The organism is Rhodococcus sp. NPDC059968 (genome assembly GCF_042738615.1).
GTDB lineage: Bacteria > Actinomycetota > Actinomycetes > Mycobacteriales > Mycobacteriaceae > Rhodococcus_F.
The window spans coordinates 49,092-68,468 of the sequence record NZ_JBHWUE010000018.1 but is presented as its reverse complement, the minus strand read 5'-3'; the positions used below and the strand labels follow the sequence as shown (position 1 = coordinate 68,468).

15 protein-coding genes are annotated in these 19,377 nt (G+C 62.3%); 8 read left to right on the top strand and 7 right to left on the bottom strand.

Translation table 11 applies throughout. The features are described from left to right. The first annotated feature begins 99 nt into the window (after positions 1-99). The 3 genes from ACFWAY_RS17290 (at position 100) to ACFWAY_RS17280 (ending at position 3,901) form a co-directional block, all read left to right on the top strand. Complete coding sequence (locus ACFWAY_RS17290) at positions 100-1,248, top strand: saccharopine dehydrogenase family protein (RefSeq protein WP_378511386.1); 1,149 nt, start codon at positions 100-102, stop codon at positions 1,246-1,248. Beyond that, complete coding sequence (locus tag ACFWAY_RS17285) at positions 1,245-2,792, top strand: class I adenylate-forming enzyme family protein (RefSeq protein ID WP_378453986.1); 1,548 nt, start codon at positions 1,245-1,247, stop codon at positions 2,790-2,792. Before ACFWAY_RS17290 ends, ACFWAY_RS17285 begins: the two co-directional genes overlap by 4 nt. An 86-nt stretch (positions 2,793-2,878) precedes the next feature. Next, entirely contained in the window at positions 2,879-3,901 is a 1,023-nt protein-coding gene (locus ACFWAY_RS17280; protein WP_378511385.1) for an NADP-dependent oxidoreductase, read from the top strand. Positions 3,902-3,955: 54 nt separating this feature from the next. Here ACFWAY_RS17280 and ACFWAY_RS17275 read toward each other — a convergent pair whose 3' ends face one another. Then, positions 3,956-4,222 (bottom strand): hypothetical protein, encoded by a 267-nt coding sequence (locus ACFWAY_RS17275; RefSeq protein ID WP_378453984.1) that lies wholly within the window; start codon positions 4,220-4,222, stop codon positions 3,956-3,958. A 71-nt stretch (positions 4,223-4,293) separates the two neighbouring features. Between ACFWAY_RS17275 and ACFWAY_RS17270 the strand changes: the two genes are divergently transcribed. Continuing rightward, positions 4,294-4,464: an SDR family oxidoreductase gene (locus tag ACFWAY_RS17270; protein ID WP_378511384.1), complete on the top strand. Its 171-nt coding sequence runs from the start codon at positions 4,294-4,296 to the stop codon at positions 4,462-4,464. Between the two features lie 59 nt (positions 4,465-4,523). Here ACFWAY_RS17270 and ACFWAY_RS17265 read toward each other — a convergent pair whose 3' ends face one another. Then, positions 4,524-5,216 (bottom strand): TetR/AcrR family transcriptional regulator, encoded by a 693-nt coding sequence (locus tag ACFWAY_RS17265; protein ID WP_378453982.1) that lies wholly within the window; start codon positions 5,214-5,216, stop codon positions 4,524-4,526. A gap of 598 nt (positions 5,217-5,814) precedes the next feature. On the opposite strand from ACFWAY_RS17265, the gene ACFWAY_RS17260 reads away from it, so the two are divergent. The 3 genes from ACFWAY_RS17260 to ACFWAY_RS17250 all read left to right on the top strand — a co-directional run bounded on the left by ACFWAY_RS17260 (position 5,815) and on the right by ACFWAY_RS17250 (position 10,677). After that, the gene (locus ACFWAY_RS17260; RefSeq protein ID WP_378453981.1) at positions 5,815-6,684 is read left to right on the top strand and encodes a phytanoyl-CoA dioxygenase family protein; all 870 of its coding nucleotides are present in this window, start codon (positions 5,815-5,817) and stop codon (positions 6,682-6,684) included. Positions 6,685-6,763: 79 nt separating this feature from the next. After that, positions 6,764-7,507 carry an SDR family NAD(P)-dependent oxidoreductase gene (locus tag ACFWAY_RS17255; RefSeq protein ID WP_378511383.1) on the top strand — a complete coding sequence of 248 codons (744 nt, stop codon included), beginning with the start codon at positions 6,764-6,766 and terminating at the stop codon, positions 7,505-7,507. 1,721 nt (positions 7,508-9,228) lie between these two features. Further along, a complete protein-coding gene (locus tag ACFWAY_RS17250; protein WP_378453979.1) occupies positions 9,229-10,677 on the top strand; it encodes an APC family permease in 1,449 nt (482 codons plus the stop codon). Between the two features lie 525 nt (positions 10,678-11,202). Here the strand turns inward: ACFWAY_RS17250 and ACFWAY_RS17245 are convergent. From ACFWAY_RS17245 to ACFWAY_RS17225, 5 genes are all read right to left on the bottom strand, one after another. Beyond that, positions 11,203-12,864 carry an MDR family MFS transporter gene (locus tag ACFWAY_RS17245; RefSeq protein ID WP_378511382.1) on the bottom strand — a complete coding sequence of 554 codons (1,662 nt, stop codon included), beginning with the start codon at positions 12,862-12,864 and terminating at the stop codon, positions 11,203-11,205. 8 nt (positions 12,865-12,872) lie between these two features. After that, positions 12,873-13,511, bottom strand: a complete 639-nt coding sequence (locus tag ACFWAY_RS17240) for a TetR family transcriptional regulator (RefSeq protein ID WP_378511381.1) — start codon at positions 13,509-13,511, stop codon at positions 12,873-12,875. A 394-nt stretch (positions 13,512-13,905) separates the two neighbouring features. Next, positions 13,906-14,688 carry a GntR family transcriptional regulator gene (locus tag ACFWAY_RS17235; RefSeq protein ID WP_378453976.1) on the bottom strand — a complete coding sequence of 261 codons (783 nt, stop codon included), beginning with the start codon at positions 14,686-14,688 and terminating at the stop codon, positions 13,906-13,908. 54 nt (positions 14,689-14,742) lie between these two features. Beyond that, positions 14,743-16,131: a cytochrome P450 gene (locus tag ACFWAY_RS17230; protein WP_378511380.1), complete on the bottom strand. Its 1,389-nt coding sequence runs from the start codon at positions 16,129-16,131 to the stop codon at positions 14,743-14,745. Positions 16,132-16,244: 113 nt separating this feature from the next. Next, positions 16,245-17,690, bottom strand: a complete 1,446-nt coding sequence (locus ACFWAY_RS17225) for a sugar porter family MFS transporter (protein WP_378453974.1) — start codon at positions 17,688-17,690, stop codon at positions 16,245-16,247. A gap of 500 nt (positions 17,691-18,190) precedes the next feature. Here ACFWAY_RS17225 and ACFWAY_RS17220 point away from each other — a divergent pair, with 500 nt between their 5' ends. Further along, positions 18,191-19,372: an FAD-dependent oxidoreductase gene (locus ACFWAY_RS17220; RefSeq protein ID WP_378453973.1), complete on the top strand. Its 1,182-nt coding sequence runs from the start codon at positions 18,191-18,193 to the stop codon at positions 19,370-19,372. The last annotated feature ends 5 nt before the right edge of the window (positions 19,373-19,377 follow it).

Sequence of the window (19,377 nt, the reverse complement as noted above, 5' to 3'; positions counted from 1 at the left end):
TTCATCGGTCGGCGCAAAGTTTGTCGGAGCGCCGACCGATGTGGCCGGCCAGGGTGTGCCCGGGACAATCTGTAAACAACGTGAACTGGAGAAAATAAGATGCGGGTGGTATTCGTCGGCGGAGCCGGCGCCATGGGTTCACGCGCGGTCCGCACCGCCGCCGAATTCGACGAGTTCACCGAACTCGTGATCGCCGACTTCAACATCGCAGCGGCGGAGTCGCTGGCCGCCGAGTTGGGTCCGCGGGTCTCGGCGGTGAAGTTCGATGCTGATCGCGACGATCCACGGCAGTTGTTCTCGGGTGCGTGGGGCGTGCTCAGCTCCCTCGGGCCGTACACGCGGTTCGGGACCAAGATCATGAAGGCGGCGATCGAGTCGGGCTGCCAGTATGTCGACATCAACGACGACTGGGAACCGACCCTTCAAGCGTTCGAACTCGATGAAGCGGCCAAGGCTGCGGATGTAACAGCGCTGATCGGGATGGGCGCAAGCCCGGGCGTGTCGAATGTGCTCGCCGCCAAGGCCGCCGCCCAACTCGACGAGGTTCACGAGTTGCTGACCGGGTGGGCATTGGTCGGGATCGCGTCCGACGCCGGCAGCGTTCGCCCCCAGGCCGCCATGCTGCACGTGGTGCACCAGTGCACCGGCACCATACGGGCGGTCGAAGACGGCGAATGGGTGGATGTGGCGCCTCTGCAGACCCTCCCGATCCACTACCCGGGTATCGGGGACGTCGTGGTGCGTACCGTCGGGCATCCCGAGGCCGTAACGCTTCCCCGCACCTATTCGGGTCTGCAGCGCTGCGTCAACGTCATGTCGGGTCCCGACTGGTACTTCGACTACGTCACCGACCTGATGGACGGCGTCGAATCCGGTCGAATCACTGTCGACCACGCCGCGGTGGCGATGGACCGCACCCCGCCACGACCGACCGACGCTCCCCGCACCCGCCGGCTCCCACCCGTATTCGCTTGGGCCCGGGGCACCCGAGGCGGGGTCGAGACGATCGCCGCGGCGGGCATCACGCGCTGGGCACCAGGAAAGATGGCCGGCGCCACCGCCGTCCCCGCGGCCGTCGCCCTCCGGCTACTGGCCCGCGGCGACATCTCGCTCCGTGGTGTGGTCACCCCCGAAGCGGCAGTGCCGGCGGAGGAATTCTTCGCCGCACTCGACCCCCACTACACCGAACCTGCCGGAACCGAATCCCCGCTCGTCGAACTTGTCACCACACAGGCGGTCCCCTCATGAGCAACCTGCTCAACAGCGTCACCGACCACGTCGAACACTGGGCACACCACACCCCCGACGCGATCGCCGTGTCCTCGTCCGACACCGAAATCAGCTACGCAGAACTTCTCTCACTCATCGACAGCACCGCCGCACGCCTGTCCGCGGCCGCGGTCCGGCCGGGGGACCGGGTCGTCCTCTCGGGCATCAACACCCCGGCCTGGGTAGTAACCTTCCTCGCGGCGCTGCGCATGCGCGCGGTGATCGTGCCCTTGAACTCGCGGCTCGGGGCCGAACAACTCCGGCCCCTGATCGACCTCGTCGAACCCCGCATCGTCCTCGTCGACCACACCCAGCTCGAGGTGTTCACCACCGCACGAATCGCCGAATCCGGAACGCCGGTGCATTCGCTGGGCTCAGGGGACATCACCGACGCGTTCACCGGGATGCCCACCGATCACCGCTGGCACGCACCCACCTCAGAAGACCGCGATGCCCTCGCCCTGCTGAGCTTCACCTCCGGAACAACCGGAAACCCCAAGGCGGCCTCGATATCTCACGCCTCCCTCGTTGATTCGTCGAGTGTATACGTGCCGTGGATGCCGCTCGGCGAACGCGCGATCTCGACCATCCTGGTTCCGCTGTTCCACAACACCGGTTACGTCGACCAACTCGGATTCATGCTGGTCATCGGCGGCCAGGTCGATCTCGTGCCGCGGTTCCGCACCACGACCGCCATCGACGCCATGACCCGGCGACCACCGTCTCACCTCGCCTCCGTCCCGAGTATCTACCGCATGCTCATGCTCACCGAGGACGCTGACACAATTCTTGGTTCCTGCCGGCACGCCCTGGTCGGGGGTGCCGGAATGCCACCGGCGTGGAGCACCGAGTTCTTCGAACGCTGGCCAGAGCTGAACCTCTTCCACGTCTACGGCCTGACCGAGTTCACCTCGGCTACTCACTTGCTGCCCGCCGAGGAAATCATCGAACACGGCGACACGGTCGGCTACCCGGTGGCAGGCGTGCAGTGCTCTATCCGTGACACAGAAGGCAAAGAGGTGCCAGTGGGCACCGCCGGCGAGGTGTGGGTCAGCGGGCGGATGCGGATGCTCGAATACTGGAAGCGGCCCGACGCCACCGCAGACGCGTTCAGCGGACACTGGCTCCGCACCGGCGACGTCGGAGCCGTCGACCCGGACGGGCGACTGCGGCTCCTCGGCCGGATCAATCAAGTCATCAACCGCGGCGGCGAGAAGATCCTGCCCACCCAGCTCGAGGACCTCCTCGCACACAGCACCGCGATCGCCGAGGTCGTCGTGGTCGGCCTCCCCGACCCGGTCATGGGAGAACGTATCGTCGCCGGCGTCGTCCTGCGCGACGGGCACACGCTCGACGAAACCGACGCCAAAGCACAACTGCACGGCCGCGTCCCCGACTACGCCGTCCCCGAACAATTTGTCATCATCGACGAACTCCCCCACAATGCCAGCGGAAAGATCGACCGCACACACGCCACCGAACTGATCAGCCAACTCACATCAGTCGCTGCCGAGTATTCCTGAATCCCCCACGCTGCGGTCCGTCACCGTCACCGTGACGCCGACGGGAAGCCCGTTCGTCTCCACATCATCTTTCCGGAAAGGTCGTCATGGCCATCAGCTCGTCACGAATCGTTCTCGCCTCGCGCCCCACCGGCAGCCCCACAGTCAACAACTTCCGTCTCGAACCTTGCGGCACCCCCGATCCGGGCGACGGGCAACTGTTACTCCGCACGCAGTTCCTCTCGCTCGACCCGTACATGCGGGGTCGCATGGACGCCGGCGAGTCCTACGCCGACCCCGTCGACGTCGGGTCGGTGATGGTGGGTGGCACGGTCTCTGAGGTCCTCGATTCTCGCCACCCCGACTTCAAGCCCGGCGACATCGTGTTGTCAGATTCGGGATGGCAAACCCATGACGTGGTCGACGGCGCCGACGTCCGCAAGCTCGATCCCGCCGCCGGGCCTGTCTCGACCGCCCTCGGCGTTCTCGGTATGCCCGGAATGACCGCATACGCGGGTTTGCACGAGATCGGAAAGCCGAAGCCCGGCGAGACCGTTGTCGTTGCCGCAGCCAGCGGACCTGTCGGCTCCGCGGTCGGACAGATCGCGAAACTGCGGGGGGCGCGTGCCGTCGGAATCGCCGGCGGGCCCGAGAAGTGTTCCTTCCTGCTCGACGAACTCGGTTTCGATGCTGCGATCGACCACCGGGCGCCCGACTTCGCGGACCGGTTGCGGGCTGCGGTCCCGAACGGTATCGACGTCTACTTCGAGAACGTCGGCGGCGAGGTGGCGTCAGCCGTCCTTCCACTCTTGAACGATTTCGCCCGAGTACCGGTCTGCGGTCTGATCGCCCAGTACAACGACACCTACGTGGCGGACGGCGCTGACCGGCTTCCCGGGTTCTTCTCCAAGGTCCTGGTCAAACGCCTTACCGTGCGCGGCTTCATCGTCTACGACTTTGCCGATGACCTGCACGATCAGTTCCAGACGGACGTGTCGCGCTGGTTGGCCGAAGGACGGTTCGCGTACCGCGAAGAAGTGGTCGACGGACTCGAGCAGGCACCTGCAGCATTCCTCGGGCTGCTGCAGGGCAAGAACTTCGGGAAGCTCGTGGTCCGAGTCTCTGACTGACCGCAGCCCCAACCACATTCCGTACACCCAACCCGGAGGGTGATTGTCGTGTCGTCACACGAACGGAGCATCGCGCTCGTCACCGGCGGCGGCGCCGGAATCGGTAGGGCATCGTCGTTGTCGGTGGCGAAGGCCGGAACCTGTCGTCACCGACATCGATGGCGACACCGCCCACCAGACGGTGGAGGAAGTCGCGGCCGCGCCCCTGACCGAGATTTCGGTCGAAATGTGGAATCGGTTGATGAAAGTCCATGTCACCGGCGGATCATCAACGCTTCGTCGACCGCCGGACTCATCGGCGCGGCACAGCATGTGCTGCACGGGGTCTCCAGAGGCGCCGTCCGACTCGTGTCCAAACACGCGCAATCGAGCAGGCCGCGAACAATATCCGGGTGAATTCGATCCATCCCACGTTCACCCGTAGTGCGACGGCGGACGAAGCAGCGATCGCTGCAGGCACCACGCTCGACGAATGGGCCGGTGGGACGCCGAAAGGCCGCCTCGCGGACGTTCAGGATGTTGCCAATATCGCGGTCTTCCTCGCCTCCGCCGAATCTTCCTAATCTCGCGGGCGGTGGATACGTGATCGACGGAGCGGGGACCGCGCGGTAGGCCCGGGGTCCTACTTCGATGTCTTCGCCGTCCGCCTTGCCGATGTCGCCGCAGGCTTCTTAGACGCTGCCGCAGGGGTTCTGCTCGAACGCCCCTTCACAGTTTTCGTGCGGCCGTGACGTTGCTCGATGAGTGCCGCGAAGGACTGGGCCGCGAACTCCATGCCTCGTTGGAGTTTGTCGTCGTCCTGATAGGTGAACCACTGCAGCGACAGTCCGTCCGCGACGGCGGGGATCTGCTCGGCGAGCAGGTCGACCAGGGACTCGTCCTCACCCTCGGCCAGGCCGTGCCGCAGGACCTCGGCGAAGAGCTTTTCATGGATGTCATACGACCGCACCGCCAGATCGGGGTACTGAGGCTGGCGGATCGACCACATCAGCAGCTCCATCTGCGCTCGGGTGTAGTCCGGGTCACTGCGATACCACGCCACGATCTCATTCAGCAGGCGAGCCGAGGCAGCGGCCAGCCCCTCCCCCTCCACGCCATAGTCGGCCTTCTCCTCGATCTTCTCGGCCTGCTGCTTGAACAGCTCGTAAAAGATCTCCTCCTTGCTGCGGAAGCAATAGTGCAGGGTCGCCGGGGGTGCGCCGGCCTCCTCGGCGATCTTGCGGGTGGTCGCACCGGACACCCCGTGCTGCGCGATCACGCGAACCGCAGCCTCCACGAAGAGATGACGGCGCTGCTCAGCCGGTACATGTGCCATATCCGGTTCCTCACTATCGGCCTGATTGTTCATAACCGCCGAGGGTGGACGAACCGACCTGGGCGATTGACTCAGTCATATCCTACGTCACAGTAATGGGATTCTCTGGGCCTACCAAAGTTCGTGGCGTCGCGTCAGGTGCGTCCGTGATAGTCCCGCCTGGATCCCCACCACCGCCTCCCGGCAAGCATCGAAAGCCGTCGGGCTATGCGGGAACGAAGCCCAGTTCACCAGTCGGGCAGATCCGCGGCTGCAATGCGGTGTTGGTGACGCGTTTGAAACCTGCCAGAAACGACGAATTCAGTTGATGCAAAACAGTTCTAGCTATTTCTGGCCAGCACTTGACACCACGGCAAAAACAGCGCCTAATGGACCGACTTTGACTGGGGCAATCGAACAAGTCATTCGGTCAATATGGGTTGAACGCCCCACACCACTCCCGCGAACAGGCGTTGACACTTCAAACTCGAGCAACTATCTTGACCATATGACCAAGTCAGTGACTCAAGTCACTGTCCCATGAAATTGTGGCGGCTGAAGCAGCACCTGCCACGTGACGAGATTCCCTGCTGACCACCTACCGAAGGATGGAAGTCCGATGACCAGCACAACTCAGGCAGCCCTCGCTCATGTTCCGAACACCTCCACGGCGGACGAGATCGCAGCGATCGTCGAGCGCGACGGCGGTGTCATCATCGACGGGATGCTCACCGACGACCAAGTCGCCCGATTCAACGCCGAGATCGACCCGCACCTCGACGGCCTCCGGCCCGGGTCGCTGTCCTCGAACGAAGGAGTCCAGGACTTTCACGGTGCGCAGACCAGGCGCCTGACGAATCTCGTCACCTTGAGCAAGACCTTCCGCGAAGAGATCATCGATCACGACCTCGCCCTCGCCGTCGCGGACCGGGCGATGCTCGACTCCTACGACTCGTACTGGATGGGCACCGCCCAGGTGATCGACATCGGCCCCGGAAACAGGGCACAGCCGCATCACCGCGACCTCGAGAACTACCCGCCGTTCCTCGCACTGGGCCCCCACGGCCCTGAGGTGATGTGCAACTTCCTCATCGCACTGACCGACTTCACCGAGGAGAACGGCGCGACCCGCGTCATTCCGGGCAGCCACAAGTGGCCCGACTTCAACGACCGCGGCACCCCGGAACAGACAATTCCCGCGACGATGAGGGCGGGCGACGCCCTGTTCTTCAGCGGGAAACTGGCGCACGGCGGCGGGGCCAACGTCACCTCCGATGTTCGCCGTCGGGGAGTGGCCTTCACCTTCAACCCCGGATACCTCGTACCTGAGGAGGCGTACCCGCACGTCATCGATCTCGAGCTTGCTCGGACGCTGTCCCCCCGGGTGCAGCAGCTGCTCGGCTTCCGCTCCTTCCACGACGACAGCCACGGGTACCCCGGACTGTGGCAGGTCAACTACGACGACATCGAGGACTACCTCGGCCTGTGAGCCGTCAGCCCATCGTTCGCCGATACCTGCTCGGGCAGGATCCTCGCGTGGGGCCGCCCACGACCGATCGGAGTAGTACATGAATTCCACACTCGAAGGACGCGGTGCGATCGTCACCGGCGCCGCACGGGGATTGGGGGCCGCGATCGGCCGCGTCCTCGCCGAACGCGGTGCCCAGGTCCTTCTCGCCGACGTGCTCGACGACGCTGGCGAGAAATATGCAGCACAACTACGCGCCGAAGGACTCGACGTCCACTACACGCACCTCGATGTCACCGATGAAACCTCTTGGGGTGACGCCGTCGCACTGGCGCAGCGCTGTGTCGGCGGCGTAGGGGTCCTGGTCAACAACGCTGGGATCTCCGGTCCGGGTGAAGGCGTCGCCTCCGACCTCGAGGCGTGGGACTCGATCGTCGCCGTCAATCAGACGGGACCATTCCTGGGCATGCGTGCCGTCGCACCGTCGATGCGTGCGGCGGGAGGCGGATCGATCATCAACATCGCGTCGATCATGGGGTACGTCGGTGATCCCGACTACCTCGCATATACCGCCACCAAGGGCGCCGTCAGGCAGATGACCCGCAGTGTCGCGCTCGAACTGGCGGAGTCCCGAATCCGTGTGAACACGGTGTGCCCCGGTTACATCAAGACCCCGATGAACGACGACGAACTCGATCTCGCCTCGTCGATCGACAACACCCCCCTCAAACGGCTCGCCGAGCCGGCCGAGATCGCACGAGCAGTGGCCTTCCTGGCATCGGACGACAGCTCATACATGACCGGCTCCGATCTCGTTGTGGACGGCGGCTATCTGGCCCGCTAGGGCACCGGCGACTCGGCCGCCGCTGCACTCCGGAGATCGCGTCTCGAAGATCTGTGGTCGCTCCTGCGCCGGATGGCAGCCGTCGAGTGCCGCATGCCGGCCGGAGGTCGGTTTCGCTCCCCACCGGGTCGGCCCCGATCACGCTGCCGCCGGCATTCGGGAAGTGTTGCGACCATATAGTTTTCGCACCCGAGGCATCATAATTCTGTTGTCTCGCGTGATCTCTGCACGTGAGCGACATGCCGGAGGTCGGCTTCCGTGCTGAAACCGGAAGCCTACCCCGGACATCGTTGGCCGATCCCCTCTCCCCCGAGGAGTTCCAACGTGGATGTGGATCGGTCGCCACCCTCGCCCGCCGACCCACGGTTGCCTCGAGACATGCGGTATCACTCGGCGCACGATGGTCCGCACCAATAAAAGCTGATTATTCGCGTAACCGTGGGCCAGGGCGCGGGTCTCGATCCTAGGAGACTGGTGTCGTGAGCGGTGGTCGAATTCCGCGCCCTCCTCAGAGTCGAACGGACCCCTTCGATCACTTTCCGGGCTGCTGTCCGTACGTTCAAGACGTGGTCCGCCCCCGCATCGAGCAGCGCGATCTGATCCTCGTGAGAGCTGAATTCACCGATTACGATGAGCGCTTCCGGACCGCGTAGTGCACAAGATCTTCGCAGCGGCAAACTCATCGAGGCGGTGGAAACGAACATCGGCGATCGCCACCCGAAGGAAGCACCCTGGGTTGACGTAGCAGATCACTGTCACGGAAACCGGCATCCGCATCGATGAGTAATACGCAGGAAGTCGGCGCGGTCGGTGTCTGCAGAGGTCCGGAACCGCAGGATCGGCAAGTCCCAGGCCTGTAGGAAGTCTGGCGGTGCCGACCGGTCGGTAGAGACTCGTTGATCAGCAATTTCGCCGCAGGCCCCAGTCGCCGTGCTCCGTGCACTTGTTGATGTTGTCCTCGGACATTGTCACCACTTGTCATGGCGGTCAGCCGCGATCATTCTCGGTCGGGTCCGCAGCTGCGCCCCGCGATACGATGCCGCGGAGCGCTCCACGTACCGCGTTGGTTCGGCGCGGCGCGACTGCGCACTGCGCGGCATGCCACGGCTGAAGCGCCTCGGATTCGAAGAGTGGTCTCGCAGGGAAGATTGGGTCACCCAAGAGGCCGATGGGTCATGGGTCATGTACATCTGCAGTCGTCGCGTTCGCGAGATCCAACCAGGCGAGCCCGGTGCGGGTGCGCCTTCTCTGATCGGACCGTTGGGAAACATCAACGTAACACCGGTACCTGCAGGTCAACAGTGTGTAACCGGGGATTCGGTGACGTTGACATCGCACTCGAAGAACACGCCTAATTACTTGAGCCAACGACTTGATCGCTTGGACAAGATGGTCGCACAGGTACGAGTTGGCCGGGACACAGCGAAGCGATTCGGTCAAGTGTTGACACATCCGGCTTGGGCAACTAACTTGACCGAATGCCCCAGTCGGTGACTCAGCTCACGTTTGACGGAAGGACGTGAGGGCAGTCACCAGAAGGTGATCCTCATGCCGAAACGAACCAAGAGGAAGTCCGCCGCTCCTGCCCGCATTCACTGGTCGATACGAGCGGCTACCGCATCCATCAATCGCTACCCGACGTCCCACCCCATTTGAAAGAGCAACTCTTGACGAGGCAACTACGGCCTGTCATCGTCAGGACAGGCCTGGAGGATCCAGCAATGATTGATAAACCGGCATCTGCCGTCACTGGCGAGATCGAACTACCCGGTCTTGATGAAGGGCATCTGAGTCGAACTCAGATCATCTCGCTCGCTCTGGCGTCGTTCATCCCTGCCGTGGCGATCGCCAGCTTCCCCGTTCTAATGGTGGCCACGGCCGGCAACGGCAGTTGGTTGGCATCGTTGATCTCTGCAATTGCGACAACATGCGTCGGCGTTGCCGTGATCACGTTTGCCAAGCGGTTCGTCGCCACGGGGTCGCTGTATTCGTATATCGCCGAAGTCTTCGGTCCTTGGGCGCGCTACCTGATGGCCGCGACCCTGTTCCTTGGTTATCTTGCACAAATTCTGTCGATGTTGTTGATCATCGGCCTCTACTCGGGCAGCTTCCTCCTGTCGGTGGGCGTCGATTCCGGGCTGGACCACGGCACCCAAATCTTGATCTACGTAGTGTCCGCGATCGTGGTCATCGCGGTGACATGCAGAGGCCTGGACACGTCGGTCGTCGTCGCGGTATCGCTCACCGTATTGTCGTTGCCGTTGATGCTGCTGATCACCGGTGCCAGCGCTATCCACACGGGCCTTCATCTCGGCGAACAGTTGTCACTGCAGGGCTCGACGACCAGCGGCATCATTGCCGGCATCGCTATTGGTGCTGCCTTTGTCGTCGGCCTCGAGAGTTGCGCCGCCCTGGCCGCCGAAACCAAGGATCCCAAACGCAATGTCCCCGCAGCCGTGATGAGCGTCCCGGTGATCCTCGGCGTCGCGTATCTCGCCGCAACGTTCCTTCAAATCCCCGGCTTGATGCAGGCCTCGACGAACATCGAAGCGGGGATGTCCGGACCCGCAGCCCTCGCGCAGCAATCGGGCCTTGGTGAGGGAATCGGACAGGCATCGGATCTCGTCTTGGCGATCGCCACGTTCGCGTCCCTCATCGGCTTCGCCAACTACGGTTCCCGGTTCGCCGCGACACTGTCAGCGGACGGACTGCTGTCGATCCGGTTCGCGCAAGTACATCGTCGTCTACACAGTCCTGTCAATGCCATTGTCCTGACGGTCGGTGTCGGTCTCGTGGGGCTCGTGACCATGGTCGCGCTGGACCTGGGATCGCCGTTGACGATCTACTCTGCCGTCGCGACGCTGGTCGCATACTTCTGGGTCATTCCCTATGTCCTGATCTGCGCTGGAGCAGTGAGACTGGTCGCGCGCGAGAAGAAGTTGGGTGCGGGTCTGGTCATCGCGTGCACCGTGGGCGCGCTGACGATGGCATGGTTGCTTGTCAGCGCAATCATCAACCCACCCCCGGCTCCGATCGACGCGATGACCTATGTGTTCGTGGTCGCCACAGTGGTCTTGTCGGCAGCGTTCGCGGTCGCCGGGCGAAGACGCACCCAAGACTCCGTGAAATCAATGGAAACACGTCCGGTCACGCCTGATCCCGTCGCATAAGTCCCCTCGGACCCAGCCAAGAACAAGCAGGGACACGCCAATCGGGCGTGTCCCTGCTCATAGATATCGACAACCACGCACACTGGTTCGAACTCTGAGCGCACTATCGACCTCGGACAGAAATCGCGTCAACTCTCTCGCGCAACCTCCTGAGCCAATTGATAGCCACAACAAATCCACTGCCCGCGGTATCGTCCGAACCCTCATCGTCGAAGTAGCGACGATCGCCGACCAGCGCGGAGCCGGTGGATCGAGGCAGCATCACATCTGCACCCAGTCGAGGACAGCGCTCCAACAACAACCCTCCCTCGGACCCGACATGACACGGCCGAGCAGGTTCCGGTGGCAACACGGCCACAACCCGGTCGAGCAGTAGAAAGGAACCTGTCTGAAGCCCTCAGACAGCGTCCGAGGGCGGTTTTACATGCGTCGAAACCTCTCCCCGCGCAATAGGGGTGGGGCGGCGGACCGGTCTGAATTGCCGTCACGACAACGTGCTGCTGCCGCACAGCCCATTTCCTCGCCTTACCTCGACGTACTGGTCTGGGGTGACCCGATGCCGGATGCTGCGGTCTGACCGTCTTCCGGCCCGTCGAGAGCGCCGATGAGATCGACGTTCGGTTCGCGGTCGATGCGGGTCGCCAGAGGCTTTTCCTGGACGAAGAGCAGGAGGAGGACCGCGAGGATCACGAGTGGGACCATGTAGAGGAAGATCGGGGTCAACGCGTCGTTGTAGGCGCCGATGATCACCTCACGTACCGGCTCTGGGAGGCTTTTGAGGATGGCCGGGGTCAGTGAGTTCTCGCCTCGAGGAAGCGCCGCGCCGGTTTCCGGCATGCGCTCGGCGAGAAGGTTCGTCAGGCGCGTGGTGAACAGGCTTCCGACGATCGCGGCGCCGAGTGAGGCCCCGATCTGGCGGAAGAAGTTGTTGGATGCGGTTGCTGTTCCCACTTCACTTGCAGGGAACGTGTTTTGGACGATGAGTATGAGGATCTGCATGCCGAGCCCGAGTCCGACTCCCATGAGAGCGATGTAACACCCGATCACTACCAGTGACGTGGTGGGCGTCAGTGTCGACAGCAGCACCAGGGCACCCGCGACGATGAGGGTGCCGATGATCGGGAACCACTTGTATCGTCCGGTCTTACTTACGACTTGTCCGGATCCGATCGAGGCGACGAGCAGCCCCGCCATCATCGGAATCATCAGCAGGCCGGCCTCGGTGGCATTCTTGCCCGTAACCATCTGCAGGTACGTGGGTAGGTATGCCAAGGCGCCGAACATCGCGATTCCGGTGATCAGACCCGCCACGGTGGTGAGAACGAAGTTGCGTTCGGCGAACAGGTGCAGGGGGATGATCGGTTCCGCAGATCGACGTTCGACCATGACGAAGGCGATGGAGGCGCCGACGGCGCCGACGATGAGGCCGATGATGACGGTCGAACCCCAGGCGTAGGTGTTGCCACCCCACGTGGTGAAGAGGATGAGGCAGGTGGCTGCGACCGCAATCAGCGCCATACCCCAGCCGTCGATCGTGGGTTTGGTGGTACGGCCCTTGGGCAGGTGGAGGAACAGTACCGCGGCGGCGATGGCGAGAAATCCCAGTGGCACGTTGATCCAGAATGCCCAGCGCCAGCCGATGCTCTCGGTGAACCACCCACCCAGCAACGGTCCGCCGACCGAAGCGAGTGCGAACACACCGCCCATGGCGCCCATGTACTTTCCGCGTTCGCGGGCGGGGATGACGTCGGCGATGATCGCTTGGGACAGCAGGATCAGTCCGCCGCCACCGAGGCCTTGAACGGCGCGCCCGATGATCAGAGCGGTCATGCCGGGCGCGAGGCCTCCGATGATCGATCCGGCGATGAAGATGCTGATGGCGCCGATGAACAGACCTTTGCGACCGATGAGGTCGCCGAGCTTTCCGTAGACGGGCATCATGATCGTCGAGGCAAGGATGTATGCGGTGGTCACCCACAACATGTGGTTCACGCCGTTGAGCTCCCCGACGATGGTGGGCAGCGCAGTGCTGAAGATCATTTGATCCAATGATGCAAGCAGCATGGTAATCATCAAGCCTGCAAATACCAGCACAATGCTGCGGTGATCGCTCGAAGATGCCTCCGCCGGCCCACGATCGGTCAGCTCCGGGGTGGGGTCCGGGGACGGCGGTGTCGGTGTGGTCATCGAGATCCTTACTTCTGATGGTCTGCGGGCCGAATGATTTCGGCCATCAACTCGAGCGCAGGGGTGAGGAGTTCAGCTCGGGTCTGGTTCTTGTCGCTGTTCTGCCAGCGGCGGAAGACGTAGCGCATCGCGGCTCCCGCTGTCATGACCGTGGCACTGGCCTCCTCTTCGGCGTCCACCCTCCCTGCGAGGTGTCGCTGTTCCGGGTTCGCCAGTAAACGCTGCGCCACGACTCGGGTCAGAGACTCCTCCAGTTCGTGCAAGCCCCTCAAGTGGCGCTGCAGAAGTTCCGGATTGCCTTTGATGATCTGGCGGCGCTGCGACTGGAGATCGAAGTCGTCACCGACGCCGTGTACCGCAGTCTCGAAGATGTGAACCACCGCGCGCAGCGGGTCTGCAGGGAATTCGTCGAGCAACCGATTGACGGTGTCGTCATCAGGAATGACGAGTACATCGCCGATCACCGCGGCATCTTTGGACGGAAAGTAGTTGAAGAAGGTCCTGCTCGAGACGTTGCTGGCGGCGCAGATCATGTCCACTGTCACCGCGTCGTACCCACGCGCGCCCACCAGTTCGACCGCCGTGGTTTCGATGAGTTGACGAGTCGCCAGCCGTTTACGCTCACGCAACCCAGCCTTTTCTTGCATGCAGTAAATGATTGCACTCACTGCATGTTTTGGCAATCCGCTGGAGGTTGAGGCGGCTTCAAATGACCTCACCCATGGTGAACTGCGCTGAGGCAGGGTCGTGCGTCAGTGCCCGGACACCGAGTCGACGATGGCGGCGCAGAGCAAAGGGCCGGCGGACGTCTTTCGTCCAGTCATCTGGGGTGCGCGGATCGACAGATCCTCGCACCGAGCGTCCCGGCGAATGTCCTCGAACAACTGCACCCGCGACTCCAACCCGAGACCCCTCACGGCGAAGGGTGTGGTGACGCCCGATCATCGCGTCCGTCCTTGTCGTCGATACACTCGTCGAGACTTCTCGCATACCTCTCTGGCTCGCGAATCGCGAGACTTTCACCAAGTTGACGTGCCGCTGTCAGTCAGAGTCTGCCGCGTCACGGTCAGGCAGGTTGGGAAAGAATTGCATGCTATCGATATCGGACAGAACGAGTTCGCGGTCATAGGACAACCGAACTCTGCTCCCGAGCCATGATGTCCGCGACAGTTCGACCAACTGTCGAGTACCCGCAAGTCGGGACTGGGCGTGCACCACTACGAGTGGTATGTCCAAGTATGAGTGCAGGAGTTCGGCCTGGAGCGTCGTCGCAAAGCCGATCTCCGCGAAACACTCTGCAACAACAGGTTGATCGGGTGCCAAAGGAACGATCGCCTCAGCGCCGGCTAACTCGGCCGGCGACCAAGATTCCGTGAGGCCGATCGGAATTTCGTCGACAAGATGTATCTCACGGGCGAATATCAAGCGTCCGGGCAGCACAAACTGCTTGAAGGTCCTCTCCAGTTCAGGTGGAACGGGGGCGCCCACGTTGTCGTCCATCCGAGATCTCGCGTCGTGGCCTTTCGCGATCAGTTGCTGCCGCCACGGTTTGTGCAGGTCGAGATCGAATCTGCCTGTCAGCTCTCGACCTGTCACATAGGTGCCGGATCCACGTCGACTCTCGACGTATCCGTCTTCGACCATGGCCGCGATTGCCCGGCGGACCGTCACTCGACTGACGCCGTAGTGCTCCATCAACGCAGCTTCGGTGGGAATGCGAGCTCCCGACACGAACTCGCCCTCATCGATGCGGCGTCGCAGATCACGTCGGATCTGCCCCCAGGCTGTCAGCGGGGAATCATGCTCGACGACAAAGGCTGCCACTTCTCCATTGTCACCCATGCCGGCCCCGGCACGCCGCAACAGGTGGAGGATTGGTCACCGAGGTAGCGAATAGATGGCTCGCGCCACCTGAGCACCCGGCGCGGAGAACTCCACCGGCAGCCGTGAGAATCCGCGGACCATCTGCTTGACCCAGCGTTCGGGCTGCCCGACGATGCGGATGTCCGGTCCTGCGAGAAGTTCCTCGACGGCGATCTTGGCGGCGAGCCGCGCGAAGGGTGCACCCATGCATGCATGGATGCCCTCGCCGAACGACATGCTTCGATTCTTCGGTGTGAACTCGCGGTTGATGTCGAATGTGTCGGGATCGGAGTAGACACGCTCGTCGCGGTTGGCGGAGCCTTGCAAGAACATCACTCGCGAGTCGGCGGGAATTGTGACACCCGCAATGACGGTGTCCTCGGTCGTCTGACGCGACAGGTTTTGACCTGGTGTCTCGTAGCGGAGGGTCTCGTCCACGAACTGCTTGATCATGTCAGGATTTTGCCGCAGGTAGCCCTGCAGACGTGGGAACTTGTCGAAGACATACACGATGTTGGTCAGCAGGGCCGCGGGAGCGTCGCTCGCCGCCGATAGCACCAGGTGTGCCAACCCGTCCATCTCGGCCTCGAAGACCTTTCCCTTTCGCTGTGCCAGCAGGATCTGCGTGTAGGCGTCCGAGCCCGAAGTGTCGGCGCCTGCATCGATTTCCACCCGTCGGGCGGCGAATCGTTCCGCGAGGAGGACTTCGGTTTCTTGATTTGCTGCTGCCGCATCGGCCGGGATTCCGAACTTTCCAACGGTTCGCTCCATGGCGCGCCACAGGTGTTCGACAATGACTGCATTGTCCTGGGCCGGAGAGCCGAGCAGTGAGATGCCCATTCCGATGGACATCGGCAGCGCGAAGTCACTGGCGAAGTCCCCACTACCCTTCGCGTGCATGTCAGCCAACAGCTTTCGCGCAAAGTCCCGGGTACCTTCCTCGCGAGCGAGGATCTCGCGGGCAGCGAAGGTGCGACGAACCGCTTGGCGCAGGGCCGTATGGCGAGGCGGATCCTGAGCAACGAGGATCCCTTCACCGTAAGAGTCGTGCGTGCCGTCGATGTCGTTCCCAAGCCCGTTGACGAACTGCTGGTGGTTGGCCAAGCCTGCACGGACGTCGTCATAGCGTGACACCACGTAGATGTCGCGGTCCGGGTTGTAGTAGACCGGAGCCGCATCTCGCAGGCGCCTGTAGGTGTCGTAGGGATAGTCGTAAGCGGAATACGACAGCGGGTCGTAGTAGACGGTCAGATCGTCCGGTGCGGTGGCATGTTCGACCGAAGCGGGCGAAGTTCCGGCATCCGACTGCCGATCGGTGCCGGGCGACTCCGCGGCGGGGCTCGGGTGATGCGCGACTGAGCATCCGTGCACAAGCGGTGCCTGCGTATCAGCGGTGGATGTCATGGACTTCGGACCTCACTTCGACGTGTACAGCGCTTGCGCGCCTGGATGTTTCTACCGTGTAGGCATCGGCTCGTCGTCGATCCGACGTGGCCACTGCGGATGCGGTTGGAGAACTACAGCGAGCGGTACTTCTCCTGGAATTGCTCCTCGAGGTCCTCGAGGGTGCGACCACGTGTTTCGGGCGCGGAGGTGATCATGAAAAGTGTGCCGAGGAAGCACACCACCGCGAACAGGAGAAATGTCCCGAAATGCAGGGCTTCGACCAAGATCGGGAAGGCAAGCGAAATGAGTGCGTTGATGCCCCAGAGCGCGAGTACTGCGAGGCCGATCATGCGTCCTCGCCACTTGAGCGGGAAGATCTCGGCGATCATCAGCCATACGACCGGACCGATGGTGCCCTGGACGATACCGACGAAGACCAGAATGCCGATGAGCAGTAGCCAAGGACGAACGGGATTGCCTTCTGGGAGTGCCAGTCCAATGGTTCCAACGAAAATGTGCCCGAATGTCGTGCCGGCGAAGCCGAAGATCAACAGCGTGCGACGGTTGAACTTGTTGATGAACGTCAGGGCGAGAAGCATTGCGCCGACAGCGATCACGCCGGTGAGCACGTTGAACGTGATGGCGCTCGAGCCGAATCCGGCCTCGTCGAGTACCTGCGTGCCGTAATACATCATCGAGTTGATACCCGTCAGCTGCTGATACATGGCCAGGCCGATGCCGACGAACAACAAGTGGCGAATCCAGGGCGTGCGGAAGATCTCGGAGTAGGTGCCGGCCTTCTCGACCTTCTCGAGTTCTGCAAGCTGGCGAACTTCGTCCATCTCGGCGACAGCACGTTCGTGGGATCGGACGGTCAACAGCACCGCCAGAGCTTCGTCGTCTCGACCGTTGGCGATGAGCCAGCGCGGACTTTCGGGCATCCGCAGCATCCCGAAGAACAAGAACACGGCCGGCACCACAGCCACCGCCAACATGTAGCGCCACACGCCGTCGTGATGCCCGAAGATGTTCGCAATGATCGCGTTGACAGCGAACGCCAGGAACTGGCCGGACACGATCATAAGCTCGTTACGCGAGACGATGCTGCCACGCTTCTCGAACGGTGCGACCTCGGCGAGATAGACCGGGACGGTTACCGATGCTCCACCGACGGCAAGACCCAGAACGAAACGGAAGACGAGGAAACTTCCGTAACCGGGTGATACGACGCAACCGACAGCGCCGATGAAGAACAGAATGGCAAGCAGGATGATGTTGCGTCGCCGCCCCATCGCATCAGAAAGTCGACCACCACTGAACGCACCGATCGCCGCTCCGATGAGCAAAGTGAACGTGATCAGTCCTTCCTGCACCGATGTCAGGCCGGACGCCGACAGTCCACCGGGTTCGACCATGAACGACAAGGCACCGTTGAGAACGCCCGTGTCGTAACCGAACAGCAGGCCGCCGAAAGTAGCGACGACTGCAACGAGGCCGATTCGCCGGTTGTAAGCACCATCGCCGAGAGGCGGCAAGTCCATTTCCACTGAATTAGTGGTGAGTGATCCGTGGGACACGTCTCCTACGCTCCTTTGCGTAATTCGCTCGAACCGAAAAGTCGGTCATGACGCGAGTTGATCGATATCGAATGCTAGGCCATGGACGTGGTCCGCGTCACTATCTCAGCGGAAACTCTTTCAACTATTTTTCGTCGAGCCGGAATCCGATATTTGTATTGCTTTCATATCCAATCTCTTCTTTTGTGCAGGTCACGGGGCCAACGCAACAAGTTCAGGCCCGCCAACCACCGAAGAATCGCGCGGATCGTCCGGACCGGTCTCCCGTTTCTGCAGGCACGGTCCAACAAGACTCCATCCTCGATTTGTATCGCCATCAATACAACTTGGTATGGACTCGAATACAACTTCGTCAAGGATGTGTATTTACTGGAATACAGAATCTTCAGACGTCGAAAAATAACTCGTCGAAAACCTTGGAATTCGATTTTCGGAGCTCCATTCCGGTGTTATCGTCCTTGTCACACAATCAACTACATTCACCGCCAGGGAGACCCGTCATGGACACGACGAACACCATCGAGTCGCAGCCATCGGTCGCGATCGTCGGCAGCGGACCGTCCGGGTGCTACCTCGCACAGTTCCTACGCAAGCAATGGCGCGAATCCGAGATCGTCATATTCGATCGCCTCGACACCCCGTACGGCCTGGTGCGATACGGAGTCGCTCCGGATCACCCGGGCACACGCGCCGTGTCGAAACAGTTCGACCGCCTGTTCACACGCGACAACGTCACCTTCGTCGGCTCCACCATCGTGACCTCGGTCGAAGGCTGCGGCGATGTGACACTCGACCAACTCCGATCGACGTTCGACATCGTCGTCCTGGCTACGGGCCTTCACGCGGACCGTACACTCGACTGTCTCACCGACCTCCCCGGTGTGTATGGGGCCGGCAGGTTGACGCGTTTGATCAACGGCCACCCCGACGAGACAGTCGAAGGTTTGCACCTCGGCGCACACATCGTGATCGTCGGTCATGGAAATGTCGCCATCGACCTGCTCCGACTGTTCCTGACCGCGCCGGAGCAGCTTCGCGCACTCGGTGTCGCAGATGACGTGATCGGCGCCATCACCTCTGGTCCCGTCCGCGAGATCGATATCGTCGGTCGATCCCTGCCTGCCGCGGCCAAGTTCGATCTCGCGATGATCAAGGAACTGGCCAAACTGTCCGATGTTCGCTTCGAGGCCGATATGGTCACACCCGCGGACGACGAAGATCCGTCGCGACATGATGCGGTCAAGATGCTGATCGACAGTTCCGAGCCGAGTGCACAGCGCATCGCCAGGTTCCACTTCGGTTGGGAGCCCGTCGAACTGGACGGCCACGACGCCGTCGCCGGCCTCACTGTCCAAGCACTGGACGAAAGCTGCCGGACGGTCCGTCTCGAGACCGACTCCGTCTGCACCGCCATCGGGTTCGCCGAGAATGAGAGCGCACCGCTACTCCGGGCCGACCACGCCTCGGCCGAGCATGTGGACCTCGACCGGGGCATTCTGGGCGACAGTCTGTTCTGCGTCGGATGGGTCCGACGTGGACCGCGCGGAACCATTCCCGAGAACCGCGCCGACGCACGCATGGTCGCAGACACCATCATCGCCGACTTCAACGCTCGCAGCACTGCGGCATCCAAGCCCGGGTACAGCGCGCTCGACTTCGCACACCATTCCGCCACTATCTGATCGAG